The organism is Corynebacterium tuberculostearicum (assembly GCF_013408445.1).
GTDB classification, from domain to species: Bacteria; Actinomycetota; Actinomycetes; order Mycobacteriales; family Mycobacteriaceae; genus Corynebacterium; species Corynebacterium tuberculostearicum.
Genome location: NZ_JACBZL010000001.1, coordinates 1,297,633 through 1,316,398, shown reverse-complemented (window position 1 = coordinate 1,316,398; position 18,766 = coordinate 1,297,633). Strand labels below are relative to the sequence as shown.

Sequence of the window (18,766 nt, the reverse complement as noted above, 5' to 3'; positions counted from 1 at the left end):
GCCACATGTCCGGCACTCGCGATACTATAAGGGCACTTGTTGGAAAGCATATACGAATCCTGTTCTTTTCTGCTGGAGTGCCCCGTCCATGACTGCTACACTCGCCCCGCCCGAACCAGATACCACCCTCGACTACCCAAACACCCTCCTCATCGGCGACCACCCCGATACCGGTCCCTTAGACGATGGTGATGTGCCGGAAGCGTTCTACACCACCAACGCACCCGGAAACCACATCGGTAAAGCCGGCACCTACACGCGTAAAACCTCCTGGTTTCTTTTCCGCGCCATTCTCCCCCAACTAGACGAAGACGTTGATCTAAGCCTTACTAGCCTGGCTAAAGACCTCGGCATCTCCTACTCGAAGCTCCTCGGATACATCCGTGCCCACTTCCGCATGCGCCAATTACCGCTAGTCACCGAAGTACAAGGCCTCCACTGGATCCTAGACCTGACCAAACTGCGCATCATCGACCGCGAACTCACCCGCCTAGAAGACAACCCAGACCACCTCGAAGCCATCGACGCCGCACTCGCAGACTTTCTGACCCCCACCACACCCAACCAAACAGTCCCCACCGACGCCGACCTTCGCCGCTTCATTCGCACCTTCATCGACACCCACCTGCGCCCCGAAGACAAAGAACAACAACCCGAACCGCGTCTGCGCATCAACTACAACCCGGATAACACCACCACACTATCTTTGACCTGCGATAGTGCCACCGCCACCATCATCGCCCGCCACATCGACGCCTACACCAACCAGACCACCACCACCGCAGCACAAGCACTCTGGGGTTGCCCGCAAATCGTGGACACGTAGTGGGGCTACCTAGTGCTTAGGCAGCTATTTCTTTTCTACTGGTGGTTAGACCAATGTGGTTTTCGAAGTCGACGGGGCTGACCATCCCTAGTGCAGAGTGCCGGCGCCGACGGTTGTAAACGACTTCCATCCAGTAGGCAACGGCCTTGCGCGCAGCATCGCGGGTAGGCCAACGCTTACGGTCGTAGAACTCGGTTTTAAGCGTCGACCAGAACGACTCAGCCATCGCGTTATCAAAGCACACACCAGTACGCCCCACAGACTGAGCAATGCCCAGGTTATGGCAGACTTCCCAGAGCTTCTCGCTGGTAAATTGCGTTCCGCGGTCAGCGTGGAACACCAGCCCATTAGGAACGTCACCGCGCAGTGTATGTGCCATCCGCAGGGCCCGTTCGACCAGGCATGTATCTTGAACGCTATCCATTGCCCATCCCAGCACCCTGCGGGAATGGCCGTCGCGGACCGCACACAAGTACAACCATCCCTCGCTGGTGCGTAGGTAGGTAATATCCGACATCCACACTCGGTTGAGCTCACCAGTATCAAACATGCGCTTGACCAGGTCAGGAAGAGCTGACTTACGCTTGGATTGAATCGTTGTCACCGGGACAAAGGCACGCGGTGAAATCCCTTCAATGCCCATCATGCGCATCCGCTTAGCCACAGTCTTGCGATTCAGGGTGATCTGGTAGCGCTCGGTAAGTTCTGCGGTGATCCGCGGAGCACCATAAACCTCATCGGAGTCTTTCCAAATCTGATGAATCTTTCGGTCAACGCCATCGTAAAATGCAGCACGATCATTTTCGCCAGATAGTCGCTTCTGCTGCGTATCAGCCCATTTGTAGTATCCAGACCGAGACACTTTTAATAGCCGTGCCATGCGTTTGATGCTGTAGTTTGCCTTCTCCTGCTGCATCAATTCGAACTTTTCTGCTCGCGTTGCTTCGCGGCGAAGAAGGCTGTCGCTTTTGACAAGAACTCATTATCCATCTTGGCTTCCGCCAACTCACGGCGCAGACGAGCATTCTCAGCACGAAGATCAGCCTCACTCATCCCATCCGAGGCCCCTCGGCGTTCACGCTCGAGTTTGACCCACCGGCCTAAAAGCCCGGCGGAGACGCCAATCTCCTTAGCCACATGAGCGATCGGGCGCTCTGACTCGATTACAAGGTTCGCGGCTTCACGCCGGTACTCCGGCGTGTACTTCTTGCGCTGTTGACTCACAATGAACATCCTCTCCTACGGACACAAGATCCGCACAAATAGGGTGTCCACTAAACGAGGGTAACCTCAACTCATCGACCTCATCTTGGAAGACACCCACACCAGTGTTGCCATCAACACCTTCACCACAAACGAGAAAGCCAACCTCGTCTTCCACCCCGGTGCCGGATGGATAAACCTCAACCATGCCCCCACAGACAACACCTTCATCCGCCGACTCTTAGCCGACGAGGCAGACTCGTACACCCCCACCACCGACATCCGCGCCTACACCCAAGGCAGAGACGCTACCTGCCGCTGGCCCGGCTGTACCGTCCCCGCCACCCGGTGCCAACTCGACCACCGCATCGAATACCACCTCGGCGGGCCAACCAGCCCAGACAATTTAGTAAACCTCTGCCAACACCACCACAACATCAAAACCGACCGCAGAATCCATTACATCCTCGACCCGATTACCGGCACCATCGCCTGGCTCCACCACGATGGCACCTACCAACTAGACCACCCCACCGGACCACTAGCCACACACCAAACACACTGGAACCACACCTGGGCACAATACCTCACACAACAGCAAGAAAGAACAAAAAGGAAGGCCGCTAAAGGGTAGGGGACGCCGTTAAAGTGGGTTGATAGCGTACCGAAGAGGCTGAACTGATGAGCTCACTGCCTGACATCATCCTGCCTTCTTTTCGGAGTAGGACCCGATCCTTTCTCGGTGAGGATCGGGCAGCTAGACGCGCACTGAAAATGCAAGATGGAATTGGCATGCTTGATTTTGCCGTGGAGGACCCTTCGGAGGATCCAGCTGAAGTTTTCTCGATTGTGCAAGAAGCGCTGGAGATTGCAGTAGGGGTGATTGCCAACGCGGATGACTCACTTCGCGTGCTAAGTGAGGTTGTTGAAGAGCTCATCGAGCTGCACGCTAAGACCGCACAGCGAGCCAAGCCCGCGCCAATGGAGCTGGCCGAGTGGTTCATTGATTTCCATGAGAGCAACGAGGTTGATTATTTCGAGCTTGACCCTGTTGCTTATTCAACGGTCCTCGGGGAAGACGGACTGGCTCGGGTGTGCGCCTGGGCGGAAAGCGCAGATTCTTTCCACCGCAAGTATATGGAAGAGCGCTTTGCGGTTTTAGACCAGAACGTCGCCGCAATCATAGGTGCGCACTTGTCCGAGGGAGGTTACGCGGTTTATTTCGAAGAGACAGCTAAAGCCTTAGAAGAAATCGGTGAGTATGGGGCCGCGTGGGAGTACGCGAAGCGTGGTCTTCCACGCCGATCGTGGTAGCCAGTTCATCAGCGAACAGCTGTGGCGGGTCTGTCAAGAACTAGGAATTGCACAATCGGTCGGCCGTACTGGTGTCTGCTTTGACAATGCGATGGCCGAGTCGTTCTGGTCGACATTGAAAACCGAATTTTACGATCGCAAGAAATGGCGAATCAGCGACGAAGCCCGAAAGGCGGTGGCTCGCTGGATTGACATTGTCTACAACCGGCGCCGTCGCCACTCGTCCATCGGGATGATAAGCCCCGTCGACTTTGAGAACCGCATTGGTCTAACCACCAGCAGAAAAGAAATAGCTGCCTAACCACTAAGCAACTCCACTACGTGTCCACGATTTGCGGGCAACCCCAGCGACGAGCACTTAGTCCACGGGCCTTGAACAGGCGATAACCACGCGAGGTGATAAACCCACCAGCCCGGTCATTTTTCAACGTCTTTCCGATGGGCTCGACGGAGAAACTACTCCGGTGTTCATCGATGAACCGGGTCATTTCTTAACGTTTTGGGCCTGGTTCCGACGCGAAAGGACCTGACCCCTGTTTGGTGGACACCTGATATCCAGCCCAGTCGGGCTGGAAGAAAGGTAATCTACCACCATGTCCAGGTACTCCGAACAGTTCAAACGCGATGCCGTGGCCCTCTACGAAAACAATGAGGACCTCTCACTGAACTCAGCATCAGCAGAGCTCGGTATCAACCGTGCCTCGCTGCATTCTTGGATCAAGAAGTACGGCACCGGCAAACGTGCCCGCACAAAAAGCATGCGCGACAAGGTCCAAGCAGCGAATGATTCCGAACGGATCCGCCAGTTAGAAAAAGAGAACGCAAAGCTGCGCGAAGAACGTGACATCCTGCGCAAGGCCGCGAAATATTTTGCCGAAGAGACTCACTGGTGATCCGCTTCCAGTTTGTCTATGACCACCGAACCGAATTCTCGGTTAAGCGGATGTGCCAGGTGTTAAAGCTCAATCGCTCCTCGTTCTACAAATGGGTGCAAACCCGCGAAGAACGCAGGTTAAAGACGTGTTCGGATGCTCTTATTGGTGCAAGAATCAAGACCATCTTCGATGATGAATACGGGCTTTATGGTGCTAAACGCATCGCTGCAAGCCTTAAAGCCGATACGAGCTTTGGCCCGATAAATCACAAGAAAGTCGCACGAATCATGAAATCCATGGGACTTAAAGGCTTTACCAAACGCCGCCGATGCGTCACTACCAGGCGTAAGCCTGGTCACCGCGTCATGCCAGATCTAGTAGGCCGCAGATTCACAGCTGACAGGCCAAACCACGTCTATGTAGGCGACATTACGTACCTGCCGTGTAAGGGCGGCAAGAACATGTACCTGGCCACGGTCATCGACGTCTACTCGCGCAAACTTGTCGGACATGCACTCGCCGATCACATGCGGGTATCACTGGTTATCGAAGCTTTGTCCCATGCCAGGAAAGTCCGCGGAAGCCTTAAAGGGGCAATTTTCCATTCTGATCACGGCAGCGTGTACACCTCACAAGCCTTTAGGAACTATTGCTCGTCGTTGGGTGTGCGCCAGTCTATGGGAGCGGTAGGAACGAGTGCTGATAACGCCCTAGCAGAATCGTTTAACGCCACGCTCAAGCGGGAAATCTTGCGTGACAGGAAAGTCTTTGACAATCCGATCTCCTGCCGCCAAGAAGTCTTCCGGTGGTGCATGCGCTACAACACACGCCGACGGCACTCCTGGTGCAATCTTTCAGCTCCTGACGTCTTTGAAGCCGAGAATTCAGCTACACTGACTAGAGCAGCATAGCTAACCCCCGACGTGTCCACTTTCCGGGGGTCAGGCCCAAAAAGCCGAGGCAGCCTTCAGCAGCTCATTAATATCGCGTAGCTGGTGATTTTCACGGCGTAGCCTCGCGTTTTCGGCGGCCAAATCTTCAGGTACAGGTTCTAGAGTGTTTCCCGAACGGCGGGCCTGCCAAAGTCCATTGACGAGCCGTGTGCCATGAAACCCCAACTTTGGGGCTACTGCCTGGCACGCGGCCTGCATCGACATATTTTCCGCCAAGATGCGATCTTCCACGAGACGGACCACACGGTCCTTGGCATCCGGGTCAAACTTTCTCGGCATATTCCAGATTTTCCCATCTACTCAAACGGAATAAAGCCTGGGACACTTCAGGTGTCCACTAAACGAGGGCATCCTCTCCTGACACGGCAAGGGTGGGCTAAGGGTCAAGGTTGTCCCGACTCACCTGTCAAGTATCAGGACAGTCTTCGAGGGAACAGGGTGTCAAATACGTAGTGAACTTAGACAGGGTTTGGTTTTAGCTTGACCATTTGTTCCTGGAGGAAGGCCGGAACGGGTCAATTGATAGAAAGGTTTAGAAATATAAGAACCAAATGTGAGACACAGCTCGTGAGAATGGGGTATGTTATGTACATCACCAGATGGGGATGGGACGTTTAAGGATTGGTCTATCTTTGTTTGATTTTTCCTTGTTGAGAGAAAGGGGTTGAGTTGAAAGAGTCTCGAAAATTGGATTTCGATGTCGAGGTTGAGGATGTAGAGGGTGCATTCAGTCCTCGCCAGGACGTCGGCCACTAACCCGAGTATTTGATAGACGAGGTGGGTCGACTCCCCACCTCGTCTATTTTGAGGAGAATCGTTAATGGAGACGCTTCGAATTGCTGTCTCGATTGCCTGTAATCGAGCCTTGAGTAGTACGGGCCCGACCCCCGACGTGTCCACTTTCCGGGGTCGGGCCCTTTTATTTACACCGGTTATGGATGATACAGAGTTGCTCTGATGAATAGACTTTCTTTTAAATCTACGTTTTCGCTCGTCTTCGCAGCTGCTGTCGTTTCCGGGTTGGGTGACGGCCTCATTCCCATCGCTTTTGCGCTTCAGGCACACCGTGTAGATTCGTCGGGCCGCGGCTTGACGGTGGTGCTTATCTCATTGTGGGCGGGCCGCTTCGTTAGTTCTTTAGTAGTCCGAAAGCTGCCACCCCCTCACCGGCCAGTGACCTGGATGCTGGGTAGCGATGTCGTTCGGATGTTGGCGCAGTGGGGACTTGTAGCGTGGGTGGTTACTCGCGGCGATTCCATCGCTGCGTTCGCGTTCTCAAGTGGTGCGTACGGTTGTGCCTCATCATTCTTTGGGCCAGCAAGGTTTAGCCTTTTGTCCCAGCTGTTTTCCGGTGAGCAGCGCACCCGTGTCAATGGATCCCTGTCGATGCTCGGTGATGTGCTGTTTATCGCTGGCCCCCTCATCGGTACAGCGGCAGTGCTCACCTTGGGATTTAACACGGTATTGCTTATCGACGGCGCCACTTTCCTAGTGGCCATGTTCTTTGTTCTTCCGTTTCTCTCAGTGCGTAGAGAACCAGCAGTTGAAAGCTCCAATGGCGTATCTGCTGAATCAGAACCAGAAAGCGCAGGGTCTTCGACTCAGAATAAAACTCCTTCTACTCCAATGCTCCCTAGCTGGGTAAGGGTGGGACTCGGTACTTGGTTGGTCGCGGCAGTTGTCAATGGCTTCCTGGGAAGTGCAGGCCCTACGTGGATTATGAATACCTTCGACGAAAAGTCCTGGGGGTTTATGGCAACTGCTCTTGCGATTGGCTCGCTGCTTGGCTCAGCCGCAACAATTCTGAAGGCATTAGATCGGGTGCGTTTTAGCACCTTGCAAATGTTAATGTTGATACTTCTGGCTGGACAGATCCTGGCTTTGGCATTCACCCCTGCCTTCGTGCTCATCGCAGCAGTTGGTGCTGCCGCGTCCTTGCTAATGACAGCGTCAGGTATTGCGTGGGATTCTCTCGGGCAGTCTTTGGGAGATGATGGTATGGTGCACCAGTTCGCCACAAAGGATCAGCTCGTCTTTACCGCAGGTACCCCGCTTGGAATGATTCTTTTCGCGGCACTTTCTGCTCATCCTGGTGTTGCGGCGGTTGCCTTGGCAGCTGCGTTGGTAGTCGCAGCTGCTGCATCGTCCTTGCCTGCGGCGCGTTCGCCGCGTACAGCAGATATGGCTGAAGATGCTGTTTCTGGGTGATGAAGGGAAGGAAGCACCGCAGGCGTGCCATCGGCTTTGCGCGAACTTAGGCCTCATTGAATTTGTCTAGCCATGATTACTTGCGTATCGACGACCCCGTGTTCAGGCATCATCAAGATGTAAAACAAATCTTCTTTGTTCAAATTGGACGGGTCAGTGTAGTTTAACCTGACAGTATCAGGGTGAAACGAGACTAGGTTCCACCAAAGCTTGGGATACCGAACCCCGGTCGAGGTGGAAACGAGGGTAACTTCAAGCTCAGGTGAGCGAACGATCGCGCCATGCCTTAGTGTGCCGTTTTCCTCCTCAGGGATGATGTTGGCCGGAGGCCACGGTCGCTAGACTTAAATAGGTAATTTCCCATTTACAAGGAGAATTTGTCTCATGAATGATGCTGCGGCTCGCGCCGTTGACTTGTTTAAGCAATACGGAAGCGATGACACAGCTGTCGTCGCTCTTGATCATGTATCCATTGAATTCGGCAAGAACGAATTCACGGCGATCATGGGCCCATCGGGTTCCGGTAAGTCGACGCTGATGCACACCATGGCTGGTCTCGATTCAGCGACCTCCGGATCAGCATTTATCGGTGATACCGATATGTCGGCGCTCAATGACAAAAACATTACGGCCTTGCGTCGTGACCGGCTGGGCTTTATTTTCCAGTCCTTTAACCTTGTGCCCACGCTGACTGCGGCGGAAAACATTACGCTGCCTACGGATATTGCGGGTAAGGGCGTCGATAAGCAGTGGTTTGAGGAGGTCACTAGCCGCCTCGGCCTAGCAGAGCGCCTGGAACACCGCCCAGCTGAATTGTCTGGTGGACAGCAGCAGCGCGTGGCCTGTGCTCGTGCATTGGTTTCTCGGCCGGAAATCATCTTCGGCGATGAGCCAACGGGCAACCTGGATTCGAATTCTTCGGCCGAGGTGCTCGACATTTTGCGAACCGCGGTGGATAAGGACGACCAAACAGTGGTCATCGTGACACACGATGCCAAGGCCGCCTCGTATGCGGACCGGGTGGTTTTCCTTGCTGACGGCAAGCTTGTGAATGAGTTGCACAATCCGACGATGGAGGCCATTCACCAGGTAATGGCGGAGATTGAGGGCTAAATGGCACGCGGAAACGCAATGCGCAGAGTGTCTCTGCGTAATATTGTGGCGCATAAATTGCGCCTTGGGCTGACGATTCTCGCGGTGGTTTTGGGCACCGCGTTTATCGCCGGCTCGTTCATGTTCACCAATTCGCTAAAGTCTACGTTTGACTCCGCCGTGGACAATCAGTTCCGCGGCGTGGATGCAGTGGTGAGCCAAAAGGACGACAATGGCGCGAAACTGGATGACAAACTGCGCCAGAAGTTGGCTGACGATAAGGATGTCAAGAACATCAATATCGCGGATTCGGAGACCGTTGTCGTGGCCGATGAGAACTCGGAGGCCTATCAAACCCAGGGCGGCACGGCCAGTGTTGTCCCGTTCTACCCGGAAGACAAGGTCGTTGGTGGCGCCGATGAGCTGAAGGAGGGCGAGGAGCCTAGCGGTAAGGAAGAGGTCCTCATCAACTCTTCCGCGGCCGACAAGTACGACATTTCCGTGGGTCAGAAGCTGACTGTGGTTCACCCCGATGAGCAGGATACGGTTACCGTTTCTGGCATCTCGGAGCCTGCGGTCGACCAGGGCGAGAGCATCGTTCTCAGCATGGCTGAAAAGGATTACCTGGAGCGCTACGGTGAGCCGAGCCAGCTCAAGGTCTCGGCAGCCGATGGAGTGGATGCGAATGCCTTGGTGGATCACCTGAATGAGAAGTATGAAGTCGAAGCGGAGTCGGGTGAGCGCCTGGCTGAGGAGACCTCGGAGATGATGTCCTCTGCCTTGAAGTTCATCAATTACTTCCTCATCGCCTTCGGCCTGATTGCGCTGTTGGTGGGCACCTTCATCATTGCTAATACTTTCTCGATGATTGTCGCGCAGCGCACCAAGGAGTTCGCTCTCTTACGTGCGCTGGGTGCTTCCCGTCGCCAGATCACAAACTCGGTGGTGGTGGAGTCCGCCATTGTTGGTGTTCTGGGGTCCATTGTCGGCGTGGTTGCCGGTATGGGTTTGGTCGCAATCATTAAGGCAGTAATGAGCGCGCAGGGAATGCCGCTCGATGGCGGCTTGGGCCTGAGCGTTTCGGCCATCGTAGTTCCAATCATTTTGGGCACTATCGTGACGGTTGTATCCGCGTGGGCTCCGGCACGGCGCGCGGGCCGGGTGCAGCCGGTGGAGGCAATGCGCACTACCGAATCTGCTTCCGGAAACTCCCTGAAGGTACGCACGATTTTCGGTGCCATTATCTTGCTGGTGGGCATTGTTGCGGCGTTGGCAGGCGTGCTTTCCGACGCCGAGACGAACGTTCGCGCCATCCTCGTCGGCTTCGGCGCATTCGGCGTCATCGTGGGATTCTTCCTGGCCGGCCCTGCTTTGTCGCTGCCTTTGGTGCCGACGGTGGGCAAGGCAATCGGGGCACCGTTTGGCGCTATTGGTTCACTGGCGGCGACCAACTCGCGTCGCAATCCGCGCCGTACGGCAGCCACCGCATTTGCGCTGACCTTGGGCGTGGCCCTAGTGACCGCCATTGGCATGCTTGGCGCAACTATGAAGTCTTCTGTGGCCGATACCGTGGAGCAGAACATCACTTCTGATTACCTGCTTTCCGGTCCTAGCTCCGGTGAATTCCCGACGCCGAAGGATACGGGTAAGCGCGCGGCGGAGGCCGAGGGCGTCGATAAGGTGATTACCGTCGGTATGGCTCCGGTAGCCGTCGATGGTCAGGCATCGATGGATTATGGTCCAGAATTCCAACAAACGATGACTGCGGATGGAGATCCGTCGTCGATGATTGCGCTCGACATGGTCGAGGGCGATGCCAACTTGGAGAAGGGCTTCATTGCTACCGAAGACTTTGCCAAGGAACACGGCTGGAAGGTAGGAGAGACCTACAAGGTTACTTCTGCGGAAAAGGACAAGAAGGCCGAGGCCAAGCTGGTCGGTACCTTTAAGCCCACCGATGTGGTCCAGAATATGGTGCTCTCGCAAGACGTGGCTGAAAAGGTCGCTCCCGAGAAGTCCTTTACCGTCCAAATGGTGGGCGTCTTGGGCCAGGAAGGCTATGACAAGGAAGAGCTGCGCCACAACCTAGAGGATTCGGTCAAGGATTTGGTCGTGGTTCAGGTCAATTCCGGTGAGGAGTATGCGGGCCAAGCGGCCGGCTTCATCGACCAGATGCTTTCCATCCTTTATGGTCTGCTCGCCCTTGCCGTCATCATTGCGGTGCTGGGCATTGTCAATACCTTGACCTTGGGCGTAATCGAGCGCCGCCAGGAGATCGGTATGTTGCGGGCCGTGGGCACGCAACGCCGCCAGATCCGCACGATGATTACCCTGGAGTCCGTGCAGATCGCGCTCTTTGGCGCGGTGATGGGCATCCTCATTGGTCTCGGCTTGGGCTGGTCCTTTATCAAGATCCTCGGTGATGAGGGATTGGATTCCGCGCAGATTCCGTGGGCGATGGTGCTCATTATGCTCGTAGGCTCGGCCATCGTCGGCATTATCGCGGCCGTCTGGCCGTCGAACCGCGCGGCAAAGACGCCGCCATTGGAGGCAATCGCAGACTAGGTATACAGCTAATGGTCTCATTCTTCGCGCGGAGAATGAGACCATTTTGCTTATATGCCGTGATAAATGCGGGCCGCCCAGATGGTGCCGCGCCAGGCTAGAACGATGCCGAGGCCAATGGTCCAGAAGAGGTACTTACACAGTCGCCACCACTGCTTGCGTTTGGTCATCTCGCCCAGTTCCTTCGCCAATGTGGACCAGGTAGATAGGCCACCGGCGAGGCCGAGGGCGAGGAAGGGGTGGAGAAGGGGGACGTCGGCAAGCTGGGTGAAACCATAGGCCAGGCCAAGGGCTAGGGAACCCAAAATATTCGCCACGAAGGTGCAGTAGGGGGCGGGGATAAGCCGGGTAAAGCCATAGCGCAGGCTGCCGCCGATGAAGCCGCCGAGAAGGACGCAGAGAAGATTCATCGCAGCTTGTCACCTGCCAGGTAGCCGCCCACGCAGCCGATGATGGTGGCAAGGACATAGGCCAGGGCCACGGTCCAATGGGCCTCGGAGGTCAGGAAAGCGAAGGTGGCGAAGCTGGTGAAACCGCCGAGCACGCCGGTGCCCCAAAAGGGGCCGGGGCGGAAGTAGCCCATGAGGGCACTGCCGAGGATATTGATGACGAGCAGCGGGAGCATGCCGCCGCCGAGCGCGGCGGAGAGGAGGTACCTGGCTACCGCGCCGAGCGCAGCGCCAGCACCCACGACGAGGAACTGAGGCATGCGGCCTATGTTACTTCCAGTCCATCCCCTGGGACTTTACGAACGCGCGCACCTCATCCACTGGCTTATTGAGCTTGGGGTCAAAGGCTAGGTAGGCCTTGGTTTCGCGGGCCACGAGGCCGGAGAGCAGGAGCAGGCCAATGAGGTTCGGGATGGCGATGAGGCCATTAGCTAGGTCGGAGAAGGTCCAAGCGAGCTCGAGCTCCGAGACGGAGCCGACAAAGAGCAGGCACGCGAAAAACATGCGGTAGGGGATAGAAGCCTTGCGGCCGCAAAGGGACTCCAAGGAACGCTCGCCGTAATACGCCCAGGCCATGATGGTGGAAAAGGCGAAGAAGATAATGGAGAGCGAAACGATGGTGCCACCCCAGTCACCTGGGAGTACGCGAGAAAAGGCCTCGGCCGTCATGATTCCAGCCTCGTCGCGGCCCATATCCCAGGTACCGCCCACCACAATGACCAAGCCGGTGATGGTGACCACGATGATGGTGTCAATGAAGGTCTGGGTCATCGATACCAACCCCTGGCGCGCCGGGTGCGGGGTCTTGGCAGCCGCGGCGGCGATGGCGGCGGAACCCATGCCGGATTCATTGGAGAAGATGCCGCGGGCAACACCGTATTGGATGGCCATCATGATGGTGGAGCCCACGAACCCGCCACCCGCGGCGGTGCCGGTGAAGGCATCGCTGAAAATCATCGCAAAGGCGGCGGGGATCTCCGCGGCATGCGAGAAGATTACATAGAGCCCGCCCAGGACGTAGACGATGATCATCAACGGGACGAAGGCGGCGGTAATGCGCCCGATGGCCTGGATTCCGCCGAGGAGCACGGATCCCACCAAGACGAAGAGGAGCGCTCCAGTGGCCGCCGGGGCGATACCGAAGGTTGATTCCATATTGGTGGCCACAGCATTGGCTTGGGCGAGGTTGCCGATGCCAAAGGAGGCGCAAATTGCAAAGATGGCAAAGAATACTGCGAGCACCGATCCGAGTGGTCCGGGGATGCCACGCTTCAGGTATTGCTGTGGCCCGCCGGACATTTCGCCCTTGGAATCCGTGGTGCGAAAACGCACGCCCAGGTAGGCCTCGGTGTACTTGGACGCCATGCCCACGAGGCCGGTAATCCAAATCCATACCAGTGCGCCAGGGCCGCCAATGGACAGTGCGGTGGCCACGCCCACGATATTTCCCACGCCTACGGTGGCGGCAAGGGCGGTGGTCAGCGCCTGATAATTGGAAATATCACCCTCGGTGGACTCATCGTCAGAGTCTGCGGCAAAGACGTGACGCGTCGCGCGGCCCAGCGCTCGGAATTGGAGTCCTCCCAAACGAATGGTCAGCCATAAGCCGGTGCCCAGTAGGAGGGGAATGAGGATGAATGGTCCCCACACCACGGTGCTGATGGCGGAGAGGATGGAATTAAGCGAGTCCATTCTGCAAATCTAGCGAACTATAGAAATGGAGTAAATTTGCCTATACCCCCAGCCGGGGGAATATTCGTCCTGCGCAACCACGGGAGAGCGGGCAAGCTGGAATTGCATACCACCCCAACCCTTCAAGGAGCACGCCATGGCCCACAAGCGCGCCGGCACGCTGGCACAGCCCACGGATCTTATTGATATCGCAGAATTGGTCACCGCCTACTACACCCGCACCCCAGATGCGGAGGACCCGGATCAGCAGGTGTCCTTCGGTACTTCCGGCCACCGCGGCTCAGCGCTCGATTGCGCCTTTAATGAGGCTCATATCCTAGCGATTACCCAGGCCATTGTGGATTACCGCGCGGAACAAGGCGTTGCTGGGGCGATTTTCATCGGCCGAGATACCCACGCGCTGTCCGAGCCTGCCATGGTCTCCGCCCTTGAGGTGCTGCTGGCCAATAGGGTGGAGGTTCGCGTCGATGATCGCGGCCGCTACACGCCGACCCCAGCGGTCTCCCACGCTATCCTGACTCACCCCGGCACCGATGGCATCGTGATTACCCCGTCCCATAATCCTCCCCGCGATGGCGGCTTTAAGTACAACCCGCCTACCGGTGGACCGGCCGACGCGCAGGCCACGGATTGGATTGCAGGACGCGCGAACGAGTACCTGCGCGCTGGGCTGGAGGGTGTGAAGCGGACGTCTGTCGCGGGCGTGCTGGACGAGCGCTGCGTGAAGCACGACTACGTGCACAACTACGTGGCTGACCTGAAGAACGTGGTGGATATGCAGGCCATTAAAGATTCCGGCCTGCGCATCGGTGCCGATCCCATGGGTGGCGCTTCCGTGGATTATTGGCAGGCCATCGCGGATCATTATGAGCTCAACATGACCGTGGTGAATCCGGAGGTGGATTCCACTTTCCGCTTTATGACCTTAGATACGGACGGCAAGATCCGCATGGATTGTTCTTCGTCGGATGCTATGGCCTCGCTTATCGACGCCCGCTCTAACTTCGACCTTGCCACCGGCAACGACGCCGATGCGGACCGCCATGGCATTGTCACTCCCGATGCCGGCCTGATGAACCCCAATCACTACCTTGCCGTGGCTATCGAGTACCTCTTTAGCCACCGCCCGCAGTGGGGGAGCGCCGGTGTGGGCAAGACTTTGGTGTCCTCCTCCATGATCGATCGCGTGGTGAAAAGCCTGGACCGCGAATTGGTGGAAGTGCCCGTCGGCTTTAAGTGGTTTGTGCCGGGGTTGGTCGAAGGCGCCATTGGGTTCGGTGGCGAGGAGTCCGCCGGTGCATCCTTCCTGCGCTTCGATGGCTCCGTATGGTCCACCGATAAGGATGGCATCATTATGGATCTGCTCGCCGCGGAGATTACCGCCGTCACCGGCAAGACTCCCTCCCAGCGTTATGCAGAACTGGCGGAGAAATTCGGCGCCCCAGCCTATGCTCGTACCGACGCCCCCGCTAACCGCGAGCAGAAGGCCATTCTTAAGAAGCTGTCTCCTGAAAAAGTTTCCGCCACGGAGCTGGCGGGCGAGGACATTGTGGCCAAGCTGACGGAGGCACCCGGCAACGGTGCGGCGATTGGCGGGTTGAAGGTGGCGACGGAAAATGCCTGGTTCGCCGCGCGTCCTTCCGGCACTGAAGATAAGTACAAAATCTATGCCGAATCTTTCTTGGGTGAGGAACATCTCAAGCAGGTGCAAGCAGAAGCACAGGCAGTTGTTTCCCATGTATTAGGGGTTTAACGCTACACTCATCCTCGTGAGTAACAAGATTAATGGGAAGCTGGTGCTTGATGTCATCAGCTTCATTGCCCGCTTTGGCATGGCCTGGGTGTGGATTGACGCCGGCGTGCATAAGCTTGGCAAGACCCTAGACATGACCCAGGCCATTAAGGGCTATGACATTTTTACGCCTGATTGGGCTCTTTACCTCGCAACGGTCATTGGCCCACTGGAGGTTATTGGTGGCGTGCTCTTGCTGCTCGGGCTGTTTTTGCGAAAGTCCTCCATCGTGGCCACCGTCGTGTTGCTGCTTTTTATGGTGGGCATCGCACAAGCTTGGGCCCGTGGACTGGATATTGACTGCGGCTGCTTTGGCTATGACGCCCAAAATCCTGACCGAGGAATGGATTATGCGAAGACGCTGCTGCGCGACGCCGCATATCTATTCCTGACCCTATGGACCATCAAGCGCCCCTTCACCAAGTTTGCCCTTTACCCCTAAACGGTGGGCAAGGTAGGCTGAATTGGTCCGAAGATTTTTAAAGGCAAGGTTCAAATGAGCAAAGTTACTGACCCGAACGCCAAGGGTGGCAACGGATTTATTTGGGGAGTCGGCGTGCTCCTCGTCATCATTGCCGTTGTTATCGGCTACATCGTGTGGAATGGGAAGCAGTCAGATTCAAACCGAGTGGGAGATGTCAATAGAGAAGCTACGGAGATGGGGATTTCTTACTCCGAAGGCGTTATTACCCTAAAGTCGTCACACCCAGTCGACAATGCGGCGGAAGTCGACCTATATGAGGACTATTCTTGTCCTCATTGTGCTGAGTTGGCCGAGAAAACTGATGAGAGGATGAAACAGGAGATTGAATCTGGTCGGTTAATTGTGAATATTCATACCCTCAATTTTCTGGATCTTGGAAACCAAAAAATGGAGGACTACCTCCGCGATGAATCGATAATGTTGGATTCGCATTCAACAAAATCGGCAGGAGTCGTAAAGGCTATTGCCGAGCAGGGGGACGTAGAAACCTATTGGGCTCTGCGGAAATATTTGATGCAGAATCAAAGTAATGTTTACGAAAAGTGGGAGATTGGAGACTTTGCTGATGCAGCTAAACGTTTAGGTGCCGATAGTTCCGTGGTAAAAGCGGTTGAACAAGTTTCTAAAGAGGACGGAAATGGGATTGGTCGTTCTAATGACAAAACTTTAAAGGAACAAACGGGAACGGTTTCGTCACCGCGAGTTTTGCAAGACGGGAAAGATATTTCTCAAGAAAATATCTTTGAGTGGGTCGATGTTGCTCTAAAGTGAGTTTATGGTCTTCGCAGTTAGGTTCCTTTTTGGGAACTTCTAAATAGGAACTTGAGAGCAGAAGGGGATGGGAACGGAATCTTGATATATTCCGTTCCCATCCCCTTCTGTCTAGCTATGTTTAGCAACTGTAGACTGCTGAGACCAGGGACGGAACTTCTATCCCTGGTCTCAAAGTGTGAAAGCTAGCAACGCTAAAGGTGTTGATTAGCTCATGTGGGGTCTCTCGACCTTTAGAACGAGTTAAAGTACCAAGCTCCGTTTCCTATTTCGCAGGGGGTTGTTTGATGCTTTTTCATTTCCTGCTTCTTGGCCTGCAAACACTCTCCTGCAGAGGAGAACGGTCCATGTTGTACGCAGCGGCCGATTTCTGCGTTTGCGGGACCGGCGCAGAGTAGGCCTGCGACTACGGCTGTGACAATTGCTCGACGCATATAAGTAACGTTTCCTTTCAGAATTGAACTGCAAAGACATTTAAAACCCTATTCATAGGGGAGGGTGATGTCAACGGTTTAGAATTATAATCGGTTAGGTTTCCGATTCATCTTTCGAAAGTTGTCTTCCAGATTGCAATACCGTCATTCGGCGCCGTTGACTTTCCGACAGTTCCACTAAGATTTTTGTAATTTGCCACGTTTATGCTTGCACGGGCTAGCATGAATAAAGATGTTCGATTTCTGTGCTGCGAAAGAATTGCTTAGACCCGCTCCAGTGTGGCGCGATCGCCGCCTGCGAGGGCGATTCCGCTGAGTGGTTGGAATCTGTGGCTGAGAAGTTTGGCTCTACTGAGTTAATCTCAGTATGGACGGTTCAGCTTCACGCAGACCTAAATATCTCAGTTGCCGAGCCATCGAGTGGGGATAGAATGGGCTATCTCTGAACCTAAAGCGCTCAGTCAAAATGAGAACATGGTATGGGCTAAGTAGCGGGCGGGGATGCGGGTTAAGTCTCGGAGGATTTTCGTCATCCCTTCCTGCTACTTAATCCGGATTTGGTTCGGAGTAGCTTTCGAGGTAGAGTTCTCTGAGTGAGGGGCTATGGCGCAGCTGGTAGCGCACCACACTGGCAGTGTGGGGGTCACGGGTTCGAATCCCGTTAGCTCCACAATATAAAGGAGAGGAACATTAGTTCCTCTCCTTTTTCCTTGTTGCGGTGGGCTAGAGCTCCGCTAGGTCCTCGTCGAGCATGCGCTGATCGATGGCGATGCCGACGGCCGCACCGCTGCCCATCGCTTGCGAGACTTGGTCCGGCGAGCTGACCACATTGCCCGCGGCCCACAGGCGCGATACCGAGGTCTGGCCACGCTCTACGCTGACCCACCCGTTGGCTGATTCGCAGCCGGCATCCCGCAGCAGTGCGTCATTGGGCAGAAAATCGGGCCCAGTAAAGCATGCTTCGTAGGTGTCTTCTCCAGCAGAACTGTGCACCTTTACACCGGTTGGAGTCGCTTCATCTGCTTGGACCTGTGTCACCTTTGCATCGACTACTTTTACGCCCAATCCGGCGAGTTGAGTGCGATCAAGATCGGTGAGCTCAAGGCCGTTGGGGAAGAAAGTCAGCGTGTCCGTCCACTTGGATAGCAGTTTGCTGATGCGGATGGTAAAAGGCGGATTTGCGCCGCCAACGAGTGCAACCTTCTTTCCGGTGACTTCGTAGCCATGGCAGTAAGGGCAGTGAAAGACCCTAGTGCCCCACAAATCGCTGAGGCCGGGGACTGCAGGGAGCTTGTCCGTGAGTCCCGTAGCGACGAGAACGTGGCGGGACTCGAGGACCTCGCCGCTGGCAAATTCTACCTGCCAAGGCCCGTGCTCGGAAACACGGGTGAGTTTCTCCACCGAGCCCTGGGTAATGATTCCGCCGAATTTCCCCACCTCCGCGTGGCCGCGCTGAAGCAATTCGGCGGGAGCCGCGCCATCGAGGCCAAGGATGCCGTGGGCATGTTCACTGAAGCGATTGCGGGGAGCGCCGGAATCGATTAACTGAATATTTCGGTTAGCGCGGGCCAAGGTGATGGCCGCAGCGGTGCCGGCAAAGCCGCCGCCGATGATGATGACGTCCGAGTACATTGCTCCTCCTTTATGGGAAGTGGGTAGCATGGTGCGCAGCCGAGTATATGCAGTCAACATCGAAGGGGCTCGCGCGCAGAATGGCTGATGATTCCACAGGGTTCTTTACACGCGAAGCGATCTATGGGGCGTCACCTGTACAGGCGGTAGGCAGGTTCTTTGTAAAATACTTCAACTTCCGTGGCCGGGCGTCCATGAGTGAGTTTTGGTGGGTCTTTGGTTTCCTCGTGCTGATTTCTGTGGCAATCGGCATTATCGATCGGCACTTTGGCGTGGATATTGAGACTATTGCCGAGGCGGTACTTGTGATTCCAGTCGTTTCTTTGATGTGCCGGCGGCTGCATGATTCTGGGCGGACGGGGCTGCTATGCCTGATTGGGTTCATTCCCGTGTTTGGTGGAATCGCGTTGCTCTTTATGATGGCCCTGCCCACGCGCGAGCATGCGGCGCTTTAAAAATTTCTTTGCCTGATTAGG

16 protein-coding genes, 1 tRNA gene and 2 pseudogenes are annotated in these 18,766 nt (G+C 55.6%); 13 read left to right on the top strand and 6 right to left on the bottom strand.

The window, feature by feature from the left end:
* The first annotated feature begins 88 nt into the window (after positions 1-88).
* Entirely contained in the window at positions 89-826 is a 738-nt protein-coding gene (locus BJ985_RS06250) for a hypothetical protein (protein WP_236587114.1), read from the top strand.
* A gap of 16 nt (positions 827-842) precedes the next feature.
* Here BJ985_RS06250 and BJ985_RS06245 read toward each other — a convergent pair.
* Positions 843-2,059, bottom strand: a protein-coding gene (locus BJ985_RS06245; protein WP_101679514.1) for an IS3 family transposase whose coding sequence is annotated in 2 segments (ribosomal slippage) — positions 843-1,798 and positions 1,798-2,059 — 1,218 coding nt in all. Because the reading frame shifts where the segments join, the coding sequence is not laid out codon by codon here.
* A gap of 76 nt (positions 2,060-2,135) precedes the next feature.
* On the opposite strand from BJ985_RS06245, the gene BJ985_RS06240 reads away from it, so the two are divergent.
* The 4 genes and pseudogenes from BJ985_RS06240 to BJ985_RS06225 all read left to right on the top strand — a co-directional run bounded on the left by BJ985_RS06240 (position 2,136) and on the right by BJ985_RS06225 (position 5,129).
* On the top strand, positions 2,136-2,663 hold the full coding sequence (locus tag BJ985_RS06240; protein WP_236587113.1) for an HNH endonuclease signature motif containing protein: 528 nt from the start codon (positions 2,136-2,138) through the stop codon (positions 2,661-2,663).
* A gap of 158 nt (positions 2,664-2,821) precedes the next feature.
* The gene (locus BJ985_RS06235) at positions 2,822-3,343 is read left to right on the top strand and encodes a hypothetical protein (RefSeq protein WP_236587112.1); all 522 of its coding nucleotides are present in this window, start codon (positions 2,822-2,824) and stop codon (positions 3,341-3,343) included.
* Positions 3,318-3,644, top strand: a pseudogene (locus tag BJ985_RS06230) (transposase); the annotation flags it as partial. The gene BJ985_RS06235 and the pseudogene BJ985_RS06230, both read left to right, overlap by 26 nt.
* Before the next feature lie 292 nt (positions 3,645-3,936).
* A protein-coding gene (locus tag BJ985_RS06225) for an IS3 family transposase (protein WP_100067808.1) occupies positions 3,937-5,129 on the top strand; the annotation gives its coding sequence in 2 pieces (ribosomal slippage) (positions 3,937-4,216 and positions 4,216-5,129; 1,194 coding nt in all).
* Between the two features lie 127 nt (positions 5,130-5,256).
* Here BJ985_RS06225 and BJ985_RS06220 read toward each other — a convergent pair.
* A pseudogene (locus BJ985_RS06220) lies at positions 5,257-5,475 on the bottom strand (hypothetical protein).
* Between the two features lie 653 nt (positions 5,476-6,128).
* Here BJ985_RS06220 and BJ985_RS06215 point away from each other — a divergent pair.
* From BJ985_RS06215 to BJ985_RS06205, 3 genes are all read left to right on the top strand, one after another.
* Positions 6,129-7,379, top strand: coding sequence for an MFS transporter (locus tag BJ985_RS06215; RefSeq protein ID WP_179386940.1), 1,251 nt, complete (start codon positions 6,129-6,131; stop codon positions 7,377-7,379).
* A 384-nt stretch (positions 7,380-7,763) separates the two neighbouring features.
* Complete coding sequence (locus BJ985_RS06210; RefSeq protein WP_005323898.1) at positions 7,764-8,492, top strand: ABC transporter ATP-binding protein; 729 nt, start codon at positions 7,764-7,766, stop codon at positions 8,490-8,492.
* The gene (locus BJ985_RS06205) at positions 8,493-11,036 is read left to right on the top strand and encodes an ABC transporter permease (protein ID WP_179386939.1); all 2,544 of its coding nucleotides are present in this window, start codon (positions 8,493-8,495) and stop codon (positions 11,034-11,036) included.
* A gap of 50 nt (positions 11,037-11,086) precedes the next feature.
* On the opposite strand, the gene BJ985_RS06200 is transcribed toward BJ985_RS06205, so the two are convergent.
* The 3 genes from BJ985_RS06200 to BJ985_RS06190 are packed head-to-tail and all read right to left on the bottom strand — an operon-like array spanning position 11,087 to position 13,177.
* Complete coding sequence (locus tag BJ985_RS06200) at positions 11,087-11,446, bottom strand: fluoride efflux transporter FluC (protein ID WP_005327348.1); 360 nt, start codon at positions 11,444-11,446, stop codon at positions 11,087-11,089.
* On the bottom strand, positions 11,443-11,745 hold the full coding sequence (locus tag BJ985_RS06195; RefSeq protein ID WP_005327346.1) for a fluoride efflux transporter family protein: 303 nt from the start codon (positions 11,743-11,745) through the stop codon (positions 11,443-11,445). The genes BJ985_RS06200 and BJ985_RS06195 overlap by 4 nt, the downstream gene beginning before the upstream one ends.
* Before the next feature lie 10 nt (positions 11,746-11,755).
* On the bottom strand, positions 11,756-13,177 hold the full coding sequence (locus BJ985_RS06190; RefSeq protein ID WP_179386938.1) for an alanine/glycine:cation symporter family protein: 1,422 nt from the start codon (positions 13,175-13,177) through the stop codon (positions 11,756-11,758).
* Between the two features lie 136 nt (positions 13,178-13,313).
* Here BJ985_RS06190 and pgm point away from each other — a divergent pair, with 136 nt between their 5' ends.
* From pgm to BJ985_RS06170, 4 genes are all read left to right on the top strand, one after another.
* Positions 13,314-14,930: a phosphoglucomutase (alpha-D-glucose-1,6-bisphosphate-dependent) gene (pgm, locus tag BJ985_RS06185; RefSeq protein ID WP_179386937.1), complete on the top strand. Its 1,617-nt coding sequence runs from the start codon at positions 13,314-13,316 to the stop codon at positions 14,928-14,930.
* Positions 14,931-14,946: 16 nt separating this feature from the next.
* Positions 14,947-15,411, top strand: coding sequence for a MauE/DoxX family redox-associated membrane protein (locus BJ985_RS06180; RefSeq protein ID WP_236587110.1), 465 nt, complete (start codon positions 14,947-14,949; stop codon positions 15,409-15,411).
* A gap of 54 nt (positions 15,412-15,465) precedes the next feature.
* Positions 15,466-16,224: a DsbA family protein gene (locus BJ985_RS06175; protein WP_179386936.1), complete on the top strand. Its 759-nt coding sequence runs from the start codon at positions 15,466-15,468 to the stop codon at positions 16,222-16,224.
* 1,031 nt (positions 16,225-17,255) lie between these two features.
* A tRNA-Ala gene (locus BJ985_RS06170) sits at positions 17,256-17,328 on the top strand.
* A gap of 53 nt (positions 17,329-17,381) precedes the next feature.
* Here the strand turns inward: BJ985_RS06170 and BJ985_RS06165 are convergent.
* Complete coding sequence (locus BJ985_RS06165) at positions 17,382-18,290, bottom strand: NAD(P)/FAD-dependent oxidoreductase (RefSeq protein ID WP_179386935.1); 909 nt, start codon at positions 18,288-18,290, stop codon at positions 17,382-17,384.
* Between the two features lie 80 nt (positions 18,291-18,370).
* On the opposite strand from BJ985_RS06165, the gene BJ985_RS06160 reads away from it, so the two are divergent.
* Positions 18,371-18,745, top strand: a complete 375-nt coding sequence (locus BJ985_RS06160; RefSeq protein ID WP_236587109.1) for a DUF805 domain-containing protein — start codon at positions 18,371-18,373, stop codon at positions 18,743-18,745.
* The last annotated feature ends 21 nt before the right edge of the window (positions 18,746-18,766 follow it).

Coding starts and splice junctions, on each gene's coding strand:
- BJ985_RS06250 (WP_236587114.1), top strand. CDS start 89: ATGACTGCTACACTCGCCCCGCCCGAACCAGATACCACCCTCGACTAC.
- BJ985_RS06235 (WP_236587112.1), top strand. CDS start 2,822: ATGCTTGATTTTGCCGTGGAGGACCCTTCGGAGGATCCAGCTGAAGTT.
- BJ985_RS06215 (WP_179386940.1), top strand. CDS start 6,129: ATGAATAGACTTTCTTTTAAATCTACGTTTTCGCTCGTCTTCGCAGCT.
- BJ985_RS06210 (WP_005323898.1), top strand. CDS start 7,764: ATGAATGATGCTGCGGCTCGCGCCGTTGACTTGTTTAAGCAATACGGA.
- BJ985_RS06205 (WP_179386939.1), top strand. CDS start 8,493: ATGGCACGCGGAAACGCAATGCGCAGAGTGTCTCTGCGTAATATTGTG.
- BJ985_RS06200 (WP_005327348.1), bottom strand. CDS start 11,446: ATGAATCTTCTCTGCGTCCTTCTCGGCGGCTTCATCGGCGGCAGCCTG.
- BJ985_RS06195 (WP_005327346.1), bottom strand. CDS start 11,745: ATGCCTCAGTTCCTCGTCGTGGGTGCTGGCGCTGCGCTCGGCGCGGTA.
- BJ985_RS06190 (WP_179386938.1), bottom strand. CDS start 13,177: ATGGACTCGCTTAATTCCATCCTCTCCGCCATCAGCACCGTGGTGTGG.
- pgm (WP_179386937.1), top strand. CDS start 13,314: ATGGCCCACAAGCGCGCCGGCACGCTGGCACAGCCCACGGATCTTATT.
- BJ985_RS06175 (WP_179386936.1), top strand. CDS start 15,466: ATGAGCAAAGTTACTGACCCGAACGCCAAGGGTGGCAACGGATTTATT.
- BJ985_RS06165 (WP_179386935.1), bottom strand. CDS start 18,290: ATGTACTCGGACGTCATCATCATCGGCGGCGGCTTTGCCGGCACCGCT.
- BJ985_RS06160 (WP_236587109.1), top strand. CDS start 18,371: ATGGCTGATGATTCCACAGGGTTCTTTACACGCGAAGCGATCTATGGG.